Origin of the sequence: Christiangramia oceanisediminis, from assembly GCF_022570735.2 — a bacterium.
Taxonomy (GTDB): domain Bacteria; phylum Bacteroidota; class Bacteroidia; order Flavobacteriales; family Flavobacteriaceae; genus Christiangramia; species Christiangramia oceanisediminis.
The window spans coordinates 427,155-441,099 of the sequence record NZ_JANCNS010000002.1 but is presented as its reverse complement, the minus strand read 5'-3'; the positions used below and the strand labels follow the sequence as shown (position 1 = coordinate 441,099).

At 40.9% G+C, this 13,945-nt stretch carries 11 protein-coding genes; 8 read left to right on the top strand and 3 right to left on the bottom strand.

The window, feature by feature from the left end:
• The first annotated feature begins 6 nt into the window (after positions 1-6).
• Complete coding sequence (locus tag MKO06_RS09280; RefSeq protein WP_241551903.1) at positions 7-543, top strand: hypothetical protein; 537 nt, start codon at positions 7-9, stop codon at positions 541-543.
• Complete coding sequence (locus MKO06_RS09275; protein WP_241551902.1) at positions 544-999, top strand: hypothetical protein; 456 nt, start codon at positions 544-546, stop codon at positions 997-999. It abuts the gene before it with no gap.
• Between the two features lie 66 nt (positions 1,000-1,065).
• On the opposite strand, the gene MKO06_RS09270 is transcribed toward MKO06_RS09275, so the two are convergent.
• A complete protein-coding gene (locus MKO06_RS09270; protein ID WP_241551901.1) occupies positions 1,066-2,127 on the bottom strand; it encodes a WD40/YVTN/BNR-like repeat-containing protein in 1,062 nt (353 codons plus the stop codon).
• Between the two features lie 72 nt (positions 2,128-2,199).
• On the opposite strand from MKO06_RS09270, the gene MKO06_RS09265 reads away from it, so the two are divergent.
• Positions 2,200-3,414: an RsmB/NOP family class I SAM-dependent RNA methyltransferase gene (locus MKO06_RS09265; protein ID WP_241551900.1), complete on the top strand. Its 1,215-nt coding sequence runs from the start codon at positions 2,200-2,202 to the stop codon at positions 3,412-3,414.
• A gap of 16 nt (positions 3,415-3,430) precedes the next feature.
• Here MKO06_RS09265 and MKO06_RS09260 read toward each other — a convergent pair whose 3' ends face one another.
• Positions 3,431-3,994 carry a DUF4377 domain-containing protein gene (locus tag MKO06_RS09260; protein ID WP_241551899.1) on the bottom strand — a complete coding sequence of 188 codons (564 nt, stop codon included), beginning with the start codon at positions 3,992-3,994 and terminating at the stop codon, positions 3,431-3,433.
• Positions 3,995-4,129: 135 nt separating this feature from the next.
• On the opposite strand from MKO06_RS09260, the gene purL reads away from it, so the two are divergent.
• On the top strand, positions 4,130-7,792 hold the full coding sequence (gene purL / locus MKO06_RS09255) for a phosphoribosylformylglycinamidine synthase (RefSeq protein ID WP_241551898.1): 3,663 nt from the start codon (positions 4,130-4,132) through the stop codon (positions 7,790-7,792).
• 44 nt (positions 7,793-7,836) lie between these two features.
• Here the strand turns inward: purL and MKO06_RS09250 are convergent, their stop codons facing one another.
• Positions 7,837-8,424 (bottom strand): DUF4136 domain-containing protein, encoded by a 588-nt coding sequence (locus MKO06_RS09250; RefSeq protein WP_241551897.1) that lies wholly within the window; start codon positions 8,422-8,424, stop codon positions 7,837-7,839.
• Between the two features lie 254 nt (positions 8,425-8,678).
• On the opposite strand from MKO06_RS09250, the gene MKO06_RS09245 reads away from it, so the two are divergent.
• The 4 genes from MKO06_RS09245 (at position 8,679) to MKO06_RS09230 (ending at position 13,919) form a co-directional block, all read left to right on the top strand.
• Complete coding sequence (locus tag MKO06_RS09245; RefSeq protein WP_241551896.1) at positions 8,679-10,460, top strand: AMP-dependent synthetase/ligase; 1,782 nt, start codon at positions 8,679-8,681, stop codon at positions 10,458-10,460.
• A 162-nt stretch (positions 10,461-10,622) separates the two neighbouring features.
• The gene (locus MKO06_RS09240; protein WP_241551895.1) at positions 10,623-11,075 is read left to right on the top strand and encodes a MarR family winged helix-turn-helix transcriptional regulator; all 453 of its coding nucleotides are present in this window, start codon (positions 10,623-10,625) and stop codon (positions 11,073-11,075) included.
• Positions 11,076-11,127: 52 nt separating this feature from the next.
• On the top strand, positions 11,128-13,533 hold the full coding sequence (locus tag MKO06_RS09235; RefSeq protein WP_241551894.1) for a 3-hydroxyacyl-CoA dehydrogenase/enoyl-CoA hydratase family protein: 2,406 nt from the start codon (positions 11,128-11,130) through the stop codon (positions 13,531-13,533).
• A gap of 32 nt (positions 13,534-13,565) precedes the next feature.
• Positions 13,566-13,919 (top strand): four helix bundle protein, encoded by a 354-nt coding sequence (locus MKO06_RS09230; protein WP_241551893.1) that lies wholly within the window; start codon positions 13,566-13,568, stop codon positions 13,917-13,919.
• The last annotated feature ends 26 nt before the right edge of the window (positions 13,920-13,945 follow it).

The following is a 13,945-nucleotide window of genomic DNA, read 5'->3' as shown; positions in this document are numbered from 1 at the left end:
TAACTGATGAAAACCAATAATTCAAAATATCAGGATAAATCTGGATTTAGGGTTCCCGAAGATTATTTCGAGAGCTTTGACGCCCGAATGATGGATAGATTGAAAGAAAATTCTTCTTTCGAACTGCCTGATACAGCAAGGCCATTTAAAGTTCCTGCCGGCTATTTTGATGATTTGGAATCCCGCATCTTAGATAAATCAAGGCAACAGCCAAAAGGCCGGGTGATAAACCTTTTCCGAAGTGAATATTTGTATTATGCAGCCGCTGTTGCAGCTATATTTATCCTGATGCTTGGGAATTTTTATAAGGTAGAAACCACCGAAGAACTTGGATGGGATGATATCGAAATCTCTGTAATGGAAAATTACATTGATGAAGGCTATGAAATGGGCTATATAGATCTCAATACTTTTGACCATTCAGAATTTATTTCTGAGGATGGTACGCTTATTGACGATTCAGACTTTGAAAATGTAAGTACACAGGACGCTCTGGATTATTTGGATGAAAATCTGGAAGATCCTACCTATATACTAGAATAGATGATGAAAAAAGCTATATTAATACTATTCGTTCTTTTCGCCAGCTCGAACCTGATGGCGCAGGAGACCGATTCTGATCGGTGGGAACGCATAAAAGCACTGAAGGTGGCCTTTTTTACTCAGGAAATGAACTTTACCAATAAAGTTGCTGAAAAGTTCTGGCCAATCTACAACAAGTATGAAAAATCAAGGAGAGAGCTTCATAGGCGTGAGCATGTTGATGTTGAGAATGTTGAATGCATCAGTGAACAGGAAGCCAACAGACTCCTTGAAGAATTTCTAAATGTTGAAAATGAAGAATACCAGATAAAAAAACAATTGTTCCGGGATCTTAAGGAGATCATTTCGGCCAAGGATATCATCAAACTTCATAAACTGGAAGGTGAATTCCATAAAAAGTTAATTAAAGAATATCGTTCCAAAAAGGAAAATAAAGATTCTAATAGCAGTGAATAGCCTTGCTATTCATTTTTAGTTTTTTGGTTAGTTAGTAGTTAATAATCCGGCAATTCTTTTGCCGGATTATTCGTTTTTATAGAAGTTTAGTTTTGCGATCCTGCCTTTACCGGCTGCGTAGGCCGTGGTATCATTAAGAAATCTCAATGTGTAAAATCCGTCATCTGAAAGCTTTTCCCAGTTTTCGCCTCCGTCCTTAGAGTAATTGATCCCTTTAAATCCAACAGCTACAACCTCTTTTCCACCAGAATTTGGAACATATCGAACGCTGCTTCTGTAACCGGGCTCCTTGCCTTCAGCCACAAGTTCCCATGTTTTTCCACCATCTGTGGTGATGGCTTTATTTCCATAATTACCCTCTGGATTGGTATAATCGCCACCAATTATGATCCCTGTATTTTCATCGTAAAAGTCCATGCTGTATCCTCCGGTGGTAGGCTTTCCCTGTAAAAGTGGAGTGTCATAGACTTTCCATGTTCTGGCTTTATCAGGAGAATAGAGAATTCTCGACTTAGTTCCTCCGGTAAGAATCCAGGTTTTATCACCAACAATGGAAATATTGGAGTTACTGGCGGCAAAAGCCGCCTCTCCTTCTGCAGCCTGGGGCAGGGATTCACAATCCAGCTTACTCCAGCTGGAACCACCATCACGAGTAACAAGAATGGAAATGCAGGTCTCTGTAGGATCACCCATAGCAATTCCTTCCTGATCGTTCCAGAATGCCATCGCATCATAGAACACTTTTTCGTTTTCTTCTTTATAGACGAGTTCCATATTGCCAGAATTTCCGGTTTTAAATAACAATCCCGGATTTCCTACGCTCAACATAAAGAAATCATTGGCAGTGCTCGCAACTGCCCTGAATTCAGGCGTAATACTGTCAAAATTCTGAACACTGGTTTTCCACTGGCCGTTAGAGGAATTGTACAATCCATAGACCCCGTTACTACCGGCAAAAGCGAGGTTATTCCCAATCACTTCGATAGCCCTCACACTTAAGGAATCATCCTCCAGGATCACTTCGGTCTTTACCGATCCAAAATAAGTAGGTTCGGCTTCAACATTTTTATCGGCATCATTTTTACATGAAAGAATACCTAAAACAAGCAGAAAATAAAGTCTTTTCATAAACTGGATTTTGGCCAAATATAAATTAATCCCATTCAAAAAAACGTAACTTTGCCGCTTTAAAGCAAATTTATGCGCCTACATAGAAACCTGGTTTTTGCAACTGTTGATGCCCTCAATGAGATCTTTAATAATGGAGAATATGCCGATAAGGTTATCGAGAAAACCCTTAAACGTGACAAACGATGGGGTTCTCGAGACAGGAGTTTTATTGCCGAAACCACCTACGATATTGTTAGGTGGAAAAGGTTATATGCCGAGATCGCTGATGTAAAAGAACCTTTTTCCCGTGAAGATCTTTTCAGGATCTTCGCTGTTTGGTGTGTTTTAAGAGGGCTTAAATTACCTGATTGGCCACAATTTGAAGGTACCCCGGTGCGTAGGATTAAAGGTAAATTCGATGAACTAAGCCGAATTCGTAAATATCGGGAATCTATTCCAGACTGGCTGGACGAACTTGGGGTGCAGGAACTCGGTGAAACGAAATGGACCCAGGAATTAAAGGCGCTTAATGTTCAGGCTCCTGTTGTGGTTCGTACAAATACCCTGAAGATCAAACCTTCTGAACTCGCCGCTAAGCTGGAAGAAGAAGGCATTGAAACCTCGAATCTCAGAAATTATCCAGAAGCCCTGGAATTAAAGGAACGGGCTAATATCTTCAGAACACAGGCCTTTAAAGAAGGTTTTTTCGAAGTGCAGGATGCAAGTTCCCAGCGCGTAGCTGAATTTCTGGATGTAAAACCCGGGATGAGAGTTGTGGACACCTGTGCCGGCGCCGGTGGAAAAAGTCTGCATCTTGCAGCCCTTATGGAGAACAAGGGACAGATCATTGCCCTTGATATCTACGGAAATAAATTGAAGGAATTAAAGCGAAGAGCTAAAAGAGCCGGAGCCCATAATATTGATACCCGCAGTATTGATTCTACCAAGGTGATCAAAAAATTATACGATACGGCAGACCGTGTTTTGATCGATGCTCCATGCAGCGGTTTAGGAGTTCTTAGCAGGAATCCAGATGCTAAATGGAAGCTGCAGCCTGAATTTCTTGATTCTATAAGGAAAACTCAAATTGAAATCCTTCAGAAATATTCCAGGATCGTTAAAAAAGGTGGTAAAATGGTTTATGCAACCTGTTCGATCCTGCCTTCAGAAAATGAAAAACAGGTTCAGTTATTTTTAAAAACAGAAGAAGGTTCACAATTTCAGTTGAAAAAAGAGAAAAAGATCCTCTCCCATGAAAGTGGTTATGATGGATTTTACATAGCTCTGCTGGAAAGGAATCAATAAACTATTTTACAGGATTTTATTGGATGGATTGAAGCAACAGGTCTCCATTAGGTCCATGTAAAAAACTTGCGGTCACCTCTTCACGGGTCTCTAGTTGTTCCTGCAAATCTGGGCACATGCTTCTGCAGTCTATTTTATATCGATCATGAAGATACATGGTGTTTTCCCGGTTGGTGATAAAACTGGTGCCATCCCATTTGATTTTTACATCAAAGACCTCGGTGTCAGGAACCTTTTCTTTAGACCTCTGATTGACCAGAATATATAAAAATCCAGAAGCATCCTGTGGCGGATCTGCAACTTTCACCTTCCTAACCCTTAGGCTATAAATATAACCTGGTTCATATTCAAATCCCTCAATGGGATCATAGAAATAAGACCAGTCTTCCCCTCCTATTTCATCGCCCTCCTGGATTAGATAGACAAGTTGCGGGAACGGGCCAAAGCCGGTTACCTGGTAATGGTTAACCTTCATCTGTACGACGCTGGTAGATTCAAGATCTCCAATTAGTTCACAGGAATACAGGCTAAAAACCAGTAGTACTCCCAATAGCGGATTGATGTTTAATTTGAATAACATGATTGATGAATTTAGAATGATACTATTAAGATAATCATTAATGCAATAAATAGGAATTTTACTTTCTTAAAATATTTAAACTCCTCGAGAAAAATCTTAAATTTGTCCCTTTAAAAAACAACACAAAAACAACATATGATCCTTTTCTTCGGGAATCAAACCACTAAGGTTTTTGCAGTAGAAACTCACTCCGAGCTTTCTGCTCTGGAAATTTCAAAATTAAACTGGCTTTTCGGGAATACTCAACAAATCAATAAATCTGCGCTGGCAGATTTTTTTGTTGGTCCACGTGCGGCCATGATCACTCCCTGGAGTACCAATGCTGTTGAGATCACCCAGAATATGGGAATTCATGGCATTATTCGAATTGAGGAGTTCCTAAGGGTAGATGAGCATTTTCATGATTTCGACCCTATGCTCTCTCAAAAATATGAAAGCCTAAACCAGGACATATTTGATATACATATCAATCCGGCTCCCATCATCGAAGTGGAGGATATCGAAGCATTCAATCAACAGGAAGGCCTGGCATTGAATGCTGAAGAGGTAACTTATCTTGAAGATCTATCTAAAAAACTGGGTAGAAAGTTAACCGATTCGGAAGTATTTGGATTCTCGCAGGTAAATTCAGAGCATTGCCGCCACAAGATCTTCAATGGTACATTTGTGATCGATGGCGAGGAAAAACCGGTATCTCTTTTTAAGCTGATCAGGAAGACTTCAGAAGAAAATCCAAATGAAATCGTTTCGGCCTATAAGGATAACGTAGCCTTCATCAAGGGTCCGAAAGTGGAACAATTCGCGCCAAAGGCTCCCGATGTTCCGGAATATTACCAGGTAAAGGATTTTGATTCGGTGATTTCCTTAAAAGCCGAAACACATAATTTTCCAACTACCGTAGAACCATTTAATGGCGCGGCTACCGGAAGCGGAGGAGAGATTCGGGACAGGCTTGCAGGAGGAAAAGGTTCCCTCCCACTCGCCGGAACTGCGGTTTATATGACCTCCTACTCCCGACTGGAGAAGGACAGGAAGTGGGAAAACGGAATGAAAGAACGGGACTGGTTATACCAGACTCCAATGGATATCCTTATCAAAGCTTCCAACGGAGCTTCTGATTTCGGAAATAAATTCGGGCAGCCGCTGATCTCAGGATCTGTTCTAACCTTTGAACATTCCGAACATGACCGAATGCTGGGTTATGACAAGGTGATCATGCTTGCGGGTGGAATTGGATATGGAAAAGAAAACCAGGCCTTGAAAGATGTTCCGAATAAAGGCGATAAGATAGTGGTGCTGGGTGGTGAAAATTACCGGATTGGAATGGGAGGTGCTGCAGTATCTTCGGCTGATACCGGAGAATTCAGCAGTGGGATCGAATTGAATGCTATTCAGCGTTCAAACCCGGAAATGCAAAAACGTGCTGCCAATGCCGTTCGCGGGATGGTAGAAAGCGATGAAAATCCAATTGTTTCCATTCATGATCACGGGGCGGGCGGACATCTGAACTGCCTGAGTGAGCTGGTAGAGGAAAAAGGTGGAAAAATTGACCTGGATGCCTTGCCTGTTGGCGATCCAACCCTTTCAGCAAAAGAGATCATCGGGAACGAATCCCAGGAACGAATGGGTCTTGTGATAGGAGAAGCCGAAATCGCCAGGTTGAAAAGAGTGGCTGATCGCGAACGCTCTCCCATGTATGAAGTTGGTGATGTAACGGGTGACCACCGGTTTACCTTTGAAGGAGAAAAATCTGGTCAGAAACCTATGGACCTGGAACTCTCTGATATGTTTGGAAGTTCACCTAAAACGGTTATGACCGATAAAACGGTTAAAAGGAATTATGAAGAGGTAGATTATTCAACCGCGAAAGTTCATGAATACCTTGAGCAGCTTTTACAACTCGAAGCAGTGGCCTGTAAAGACTGGTTGACAAACAAAGTAGACCGTTGTGTATCTGGAAGGGTAGCCAAGCAGCAAACTGCCGGTCCATTACAGCTGCCACTTAATAACTGTGGTGTCATGGCACTGGATTATAAAGGCAAGGAAGGTGTAGCTACTTCAATAGGCCACTCCCCTGTTTCAGCCCTAGTAGATCCTGTTGCCGGTTCCAGAAATTCTATTGCTGAATCATTGTCCAATATCATATGGGCTCCCCTGGAAAAAGGTTTAAAGTCTATCTCGCTTTCAGCTAACTGGATGTGGCCATGTAACAACGAAGGAGAAGACGCCAGGTTGTACGAAGCGGTTGAAGGAGTTTCTAATTTCGCGATATCTCTGGGAATTAATGTTCCAACCGGGAAGGATTCGCTTTCCATGAAACAGAAATATAAGGATGGTCAGGTGATCTCTCCGGGAACGGTGATCATTTCAGCTGCCGGACATTGTAATGATATTACGAAGGTTGTAGAGCCGGTTCTTCAGAAAAATGGTGGAGATATCTACTATATTAACCTTTCTCAGGATTCCTTTAAACTGGGAGGTTCTTCATTGGCCCAGATCCTGAATAAAATAGGAAACGTAGTTCCAACCATTCAGGACGATAAAAAATTCGCTGAAGCTTTCAATAGCGTTCAGGAGCTTATTAAAAAAGATCTCATCCTTGCCGGTCATGATATCGCTTCAGGCGGGTTGATCACCAGTTTACTGGAAATGTGCTTCGCCGATAACGATCTGGCTGCAGACCTGGATCTTTCAGCTTTGAATGAAAAAGATATCGTAAAACTCCTTTTCAATGAAAATTGCGGACTCATCTTCCAGGCAAAAGATGCTTCAGTTGAAGAGATTCTGAAGGAAAAAGGAATTGAGTTCTTTAATATCGGGAAGGTAATTTCAGGCAAAAATCTAAAAATCAGGAACGCAGGTGCCGATCTTAGCTTCAATATTCCTGAATTACGGGATACCTGGTACAAAACCTCATTCCTGCTGGACGAAAAGCAAAGCGGTATAGATAAGGCTACCGAGCGTTACCATAATTATAAAGAACAGCCTCTGGAATTTAAGTTTCCAGAACATTTCACAGGAAAACTGCCAAAACTTGACCCTTCAAAACCAAGGATCAAGGCAGCCATCATCCGCGAAAAGGGATCAAATTCTGAAAGAGAAATGGCACGTGCCATGTATCTTGCAGGTTTTGATGTGAAGGATGTTCATATGACCGACCTGATCTCTGGAAGAGAAACCTTAGAAGACATTAGATTCATTGCTACCGTGGGTGGATTCTCAAATTCAGACGTTCTGGGAAGCGCCAAGGGTTGGGCCGGTGCTTTTCTCTATAATGAGAAGGCAAAACAGGCGCTGGACAATTTCTTCGCTCGGGAAGACACGCTTTCATTAGGAGTTTGTAATGGCTGCCAGCTATTCATAGAACTTGGATTGATCAATCCAGATCACGAGCAAAAGCCAAAAATGCTTCATAACGAATCCCATAAGTTCGAATGTAATTTTACTTCGGTTGAAATACAGGAAAACAATTCGGTGATGCTATCTAGCCTGGCCGGAAGTAAGCTGGGTATCTGGGCTGCTCATGGTGAAGGTAAATTCAGTTTCCCATATGAAGAGGAGAAATACAATATCGTTGGGAAATATGGTTATGAAGGATATCCTGCAAACCCGAATGGATCTCACTACAACACGGCGGTACTAACTGATGATACGGGAAGACACCTGGTAATGATGCCTCACCTGGAGCGATCTACTTTCCAGTGGAACTGGGCCCACTACCCTAAAAACAGAAAAGATGAAGTTTCACCCTGGTTGGAAGGATTTGTCAACGCAAGAAAGTGGTTAGAGAATAAATAAAAAAAGGAGCTGAAAAGCTCCTTTTTCAATTATATACTTCAAGATTATTTATTTAGAGGATATTCCTTGAAAATATCATTTACCATATCCTGGATCCCACCTACAGTGGTTTGGTTATAGATATCATTAGAAGCTACACCTCTCCAAACGGTATTTTTAGTCTCGCTGTCTACCAGCTGTACCACTAGCGTACCTTCTTCATAAGAATAAGTATCGGTATTATATCCTACTACACTATTGTAATTGGTATAGCCATAGTAATAATACGGTTCGTAATAAGAGTTAACGGCCGTTACTCCGGTGGTATATGGATAGGTAGCATAAGCAGGATCTACGTCTCTGGCCACTTCCTGATCAACTTTGGTACTAACAAGAACTAGAAGATCTGGATTTTCTCTATCCAGGGCATAACCTTCCTGCTTGAGATTCTTATTGATGACATCTACTATGGTTGCATTAACTTCTTCATCGTTATAATTACGGTTCTCTACCTCAGCATTGGTATTTGGCAAGTAGGCGAAACTATCATATTTGCCCAGATTAACCTCGGTTGGCTGACTTGTGTTCACTCTTGGACCGCAACCAATCAATGTTAAGGCCATGATGAACAACATTAAATTCAAACTTTTCATAACTATTTTTTTTGATTTAGAATATAAGATAAGAACCAGTTAGGGCAAAGGCGAATAAAACCAGTCGTTTAGAATGAATTTAACCTTAGGCCGGTAATTTTAAAATATTTTATAATAAACCACTGGCTTTTAGTTTAGAAAATGATAAGCAATTGCAAAATTCCTAATCTTACAAATGTAATTTTGTAAAATTTCATTTGAATCAGCTATTAAAATTGCTATTTTGCAAGGAATATCATAAACGACTAACTTCGATGAACGAAATTAAAAGACTCTTTGACTTCCCATATTATCAACTCGATAATCATCCTCTCAAAGAAGCCTTCGCCACTAAATATAATGGCGAATGGAAAAGCATTTCAACTCAAAAATATATAGACCAGGCAAATACGGTTAGTAGGGGGCTTTTAAAGTTAGGTGTAAAACCTAATGATAAGATCGCTGTGATCTCTACTTCTAACAGAACCGAATGGAATGTTCTTGATATTGGAGTTTTACAGATTGGTGCTCAAAATGTCCCTGTATATCCAACTATTTCTGAAGAGGATTATGAATATGTGATTAATCATAGTGAGGCTATTTACTGCTTTGTTTCAGATAAGGAGGTGCTTGATAAAGTAAATAGTATAAAAGAACGCACCAAACTCAAGGAGGTTTATAGCTTTGATGATATTAAATCCTGTAAGAACTGGCAGGAAGTCCTCAAATTAGGTGAAGACAAGGCCAACCAGGACGAAGTTGAACAATTGAAGAAATCAGTGAAGCCAGATGACCTGGCCACTCTTATCTATACTTCCGGGACAACGGGACGTCCTAAAGGAGTTATGTTAACTCATGAAAATATCGTTAGTAATGTGCTGGGCAGTGCACCACGTGTTCCCTTTGAAGTGGGATCTTATGTAGCTTTAAGCTTTCTCCCGGTATGCCATATTTTCGAACGAATGATCCTGTACCTTTACCAGTATTATTCGGTTTCAGTCTATTTCGCGGAATCTATAGATAAGATCAGCGATAACCTGAAAGAAGTAAAACCACACGTGATCACAGCGGTGCCTCGATTGCTCGAAAAAGTATATGATAAGATCGTTGCCAAAGGTTCAGACCTGGGTGGAATTAAGCAGAAACTATTTTACTGGGCGATCGAACTTGGCCTGGAGTACGAACCTTACGGAGCTAACGGCTGGTGGTATGAACAGCGTTTAGCCATTGCTCGAAAACTAATTTTCTCCAAATGGAAAGAAGGTCTTGGAGGTAATATTGAACTCATCGTTTCAGGAAGTGCAGCCCTGCAACCCAGACTTGCCCGGGTTTTTGCCGCGGCCAATATCCCCGTGATGGAAGGATACGGTTTAACTGAAACCTCTCCCGTTATCGCCGTAAATGACCAGCGTAATCATGGATTCAGGATCGGAACCGTTGGAAAGGTGCTTGACAATGTAGAAGTGAAAATCGCTGATGATGGGGAGATACTTACCAAAGGTCCAAACGTGATGAAAGGATATTTTAAGGAACCTGAAAAGACCGATGAAGTTCTGGATAAGGATGGATTCTTTCATACAGGGGATATTGGAGAAGTAGACTCAGATGGTTTCCTTAAGATCACCGACAGAAAAAAAGAAATGTTCAAAACTTCAGGTGGTAAATATGTGGCCCCTCAGTTAATAGAAAATATCATGAAGCAATCGAGATTCATCGAGCAGATCATGGTAGTTGGAGATGGTGAAAAAATGCCAGCAGCTTTAATTCAGCCAAATTTCGAATTTATCCAGGAATGGGCTAAACGAAAAAATATTGACCTGGGTGACGGCAGCAATGCAAGCATTGCAAACAATTCTGTAGTGAAGGATCGAATTGAGGAAGAGATCGAATTCTATAATCAAAAATTCGGAAAATGGGAACGGGTGAAAACCTTTGCACTCACACCGGACGTTTGGTCTATTGAAGATGAGCACCTTACTCCTACCATGAAACTGAAACGCAGGAATATTAGAGACAGATACCAGGAACTTTATGAGGAGCTATACGGCAGGTTCTAAATAAAGCATTGACAGATTGATAGAAAAAACTCCTCCCGCAACGAGGAGTTTTTTTGTTTTAACATTTTTAGAGCATATAAATTCAGAAATATGAAAATTTTAAATTATTTTATTATGCATGCATAATATTTTTTTCTAAATTTGGGTGCATTCAAATTAGAAATGAAAGAAAAAACTATAGATTATGTATTGAGGGCTACCTGGATGGCCGTCTCAAAAATGTATAATGAAGAAGCGGGAAAAGCCGGTAGTACTATGGCCACTGGTTTTGCCCTATTAAGTATAGATCCCGAAGAAGGAACCCCATCTACTTCGCTTGGCCCCAAAATGGGAATGGAAGCGACCAGCTTATCTAGAATGCTTAAAACCATGGAGGAAAAAGGACTGATCATCCGGAAGAAGAATCCTCATGATGGTCGCAGCGTGCTGATTTACTTAACCGAATTTGGAAAGGAAATGCGTGATTATTCACGCCGTGTGGTACTTAGATTTGATGAAGCCGTAAAAGAATCGGTTTCAGAGGATGACTTAAAGACCTTTATAGAAGTGGCCAATACCATTATGGATTTGATCACTGAAAAGAAGATCTATACCGAAGAAATTAAAATAAGATAAAAATCAAGGTTCTCTGAAGATCACGGGACCATTAAACAATAAAAACCAACAAATGAAAAGAAGGATTAATAAAGTTGCAGTTATCGGATCCGGAATCATGGGTAGTGGTATCGCTTGTCATTTCGCCAACATAGGCGTGGAAGTGCTACTGCTCGATATCGTTCCGCGAGAACTGAACGAAAAGGAAAAGAAAAAAGGACTAAGCCTTGACGATAAGGTAGTTCGCAACAGGATCGTGAACGATTCTCTTCAGGATTCGGTAAAATCGAAACCCTCTCCTATCTATCATAAGGATTTTGTGAACAGGATCGAGACCGGTAACCTGGAAGATGATATCCATAAAGTCTCGGAAGCAGACTGGATCATTGAAGTAGTTGTTGAGAAACTTGATATTAAAAAGCAGGTTTTTGAAAATCTTGAAAAGCACAGAAAACCGGGAACTTTGATCACTACAAATACGTCCGGGATCCCTATCAACTTCATGACCGATGGAAGAAGCGATGACTTCAAAAAGCATTTCTGCGGAACTCACTTCTTTAATCCTCCAAGATATTTAAGATTATTCGAGATCATTCCTGGAAAGGAAACTTCAAAAGAGGTTCTTGAATTCCTTGAAATGTATGGTAGCAAATACCTTGGGAAGAAAACAGTTCTTGCTAAAGATACTCCTGCCTTTATTGGTAATAGAATTGGTATTTTCTCAATCATGAGCCTTTTTCATATGGTAAAGGATATGGGAATGACCATCGAGGAAGTTGATAAACTAACTGGCCCGGTGATAGGTCGCCAGAAGTCGGCAACCTTTAGAACCGTAGACGTTGTTGGCCTGGATACTCTGGTACATGTCGCTAATGGTCTTTATGAGAATGTTCCCAATGATGAACAGCATGAACTGTTCAAATTGCCAGATTTCATCGAAACCATGATGGAAAATGAATGGTACGGAAGCAAAACCGGACAGGGTTTTTATAAGAAGATCAAAAAAGATGACGGTTCCAGCGAGATCAAATCCCTTGACCTGGATACCATGGAATACCGGGATAAAAAAAGCGCTTCGTTCGCAACTCTTGAGCAAACCAAATCTATCGATAACGTGGTAGATCGCTTTGAAGTTCTGGTAAACGGAGATGACCAGGCCGGAGAATTCTACAGAAAGACCTTCTCGGCATTATTCGCTTATGTTTCGAATCGTATTCCGGAAATTTCAGATGAGCTATATAAGATAGATGATGCCATGAAAGCCGGCTTCGGCTGGGAACATGGTCCGTTCCAGATCTGGGATGCGATCGGGGTTCAGAAAGGTATTGATATGATGAAGGAAGAAGGTTACGAGCCGGCTTCCTGGGTGAATGAAATGCTCGAAAGCGGTAATGACAGTTTTTATACCGTTAAGGAAGGGAACACCTACTATTACGATATTCAGGATAAAAAACAGACTAAAGTTCCCGGGCAGGATGCATTTATCATCCTGGACAATATCAGGGAATCGAAAGAAGTATTCAAGAATAGCGGCGTAGTCGTTGAAGATCTTGGAGATGGCATCCTTAATGTTGAATTCAGAAGTAAGATGAATTCCATTGGTGGTGATGTATTAGATGGGATCAATAAAGCTATCGATATTGCTGAAAAAGATTACCAGGGACTGGTTGTTGCCAATGATGGTAAGAACTTCTCGGTTGGAGCCAATATCGGGATGATCTTTATGATGGCTGTGGAACAGGAATACGATGAGCTGAATATGGCGATCAAGTATTTCCAGGACACGATGATGAGAATGCGCTACTCCTCTATTCCAACAGTTTCAGCACCACATGCCATGACACTTGGTGGTGGATGTGAGCTTTCCCTACACGCAGATAAAGTTGTAGCCGCAGCTGAAACTTACATTGGCTTAGTAGAATTTGGTGTTGGTGTGATCCCCGGAGGAGGTGGAACCAAGGAAATGACCCTTAGAGCCGCCGATACTTTCCAGAAAGACGATGTAGAGTTAAACCGACTAAGAGAACACTTCCTGACTATTGGAATGGCGAAGGTTTCCACTTCAGCACACGAGGCGTATGACCTGAACCTCCTTCAGAAAGGAAAAGACATCGTGGTGGTAAATCCAGATATGCAACTGGCAATCGCTAAGAAGCATGCATTGCTAATGGCAGAGAATGGATATACCAGACCTATTGAACGAACCGATATCAAAGTTCTGGGTAAACAGGCATTAGGAGCCTTTCTTGTGGGAACAGACCAGATGGCTGCCGGTAACTATATCAGCGAACACGATAAGAAGATCGCCAATAAACTGGCTTATGTAATGGCCGGTGGTGACCTTTCAGAAAATCAGAAGGTAAGTGAACAATATCTATTAGAACTGGAACGAGAAGCCTTCCTATCACTTACCGGAGAGAGAAAAACCCTGGAAAGACTTCAGCATATGTTGAAGAATGGGAAGCCCCTTAGAAATTAGTATTAAGTATTGAGTAATTAGTTTTTAAAAAGATGCACAAACTGAATGATCTTAAAATTTGGAATAAAGCGATGATTATAGCTGAAGAAATATATAAGCTCAGCGCTGGATTCCCTTCCGATGAGAGGTTCGGTTTAACAAGTCAAATAAGACGTTGTGCTATTTCCATACCTTCTAACATTGCAGAAGGAGCTGGAAGAGAAAAAAAGGGAGAATTTAAAAACTTTCTAAGCATTGCATCCGGATCTTCCTACGAACTTTTTACTCAACTGACTCTCGCATATAAACTGAACTTAATTTCAAAGGAATTGGTTGATCCAATCCTTGAAAAGGTAACAGAAATTCAAAAGATGAATTATTCATTAATAAAAAGTTTAAAACAGTAATGCAGTTCTCAATACTCATTACTCAA

Bases quoted from the DNA above. Each gene is read 5' to 3' on its own strand.
- MKO06_RS09280 (WP_241551903.1), top strand. From the start codon at position 7: ATGAAAACCAATAATTCAAAATATCAGGATAAATCTGGATTTAGGGTT.
- MKO06_RS09275 (WP_241551902.1), top strand. From the start codon at position 544: ATGATGAAAAAAGCTATATTAATACTATTCGTTCTTTTCGCCAGCTCG.
- MKO06_RS09270 (WP_241551901.1), bottom strand. From the start codon at position 2,127: ATGAAAAGACTTTATTTTCTGCTTGTTTTAGGTATTCTTTCATGTAAA.
- MKO06_RS09265 (WP_241551900.1), top strand. From the start codon at position 2,200: ATGCGCCTACATAGAAACCTGGTTTTTGCAACTGTTGATGCCCTCAAT.
- MKO06_RS09260 (WP_241551899.1), bottom strand. From the start codon at position 3,994: ATGTTATTCAAATTAAACATCAATCCGCTATTGGGAGTACTACTGGTT.
- purL (WP_241551898.1), top strand. From the start codon at position 4,130: ATGATCCTTTTCTTCGGGAATCAAACCACTAAGGTTTTTGCAGTAGAA.
- MKO06_RS09250 (WP_241551897.1), bottom strand. From the start codon at position 8,424: ATGAAAAGTTTGAATTTAATGTTGTTCATCATGGCCTTAACATTGATT.
- MKO06_RS09245 (WP_241551896.1), top strand. From the start codon at position 8,679: ATGAACGAAATTAAAAGACTCTTTGACTTCCCATATTATCAACTCGAT.
- MKO06_RS09240 (WP_241551895.1), top strand. From the start codon at position 10,623: ATGAAAGAAAAAACTATAGATTATGTATTGAGGGCTACCTGGATGGCC.
- MKO06_RS09235 (WP_241551894.1), top strand. From the start codon at position 11,128: ATGAAAAGAAGGATTAATAAAGTTGCAGTTATCGGATCCGGAATCATG.
- MKO06_RS09230 (WP_241551893.1), top strand. From the start codon at position 13,566: ATGCACAAACTGAATGATCTTAAAATTTGGAATAAAGCGATGATTATA.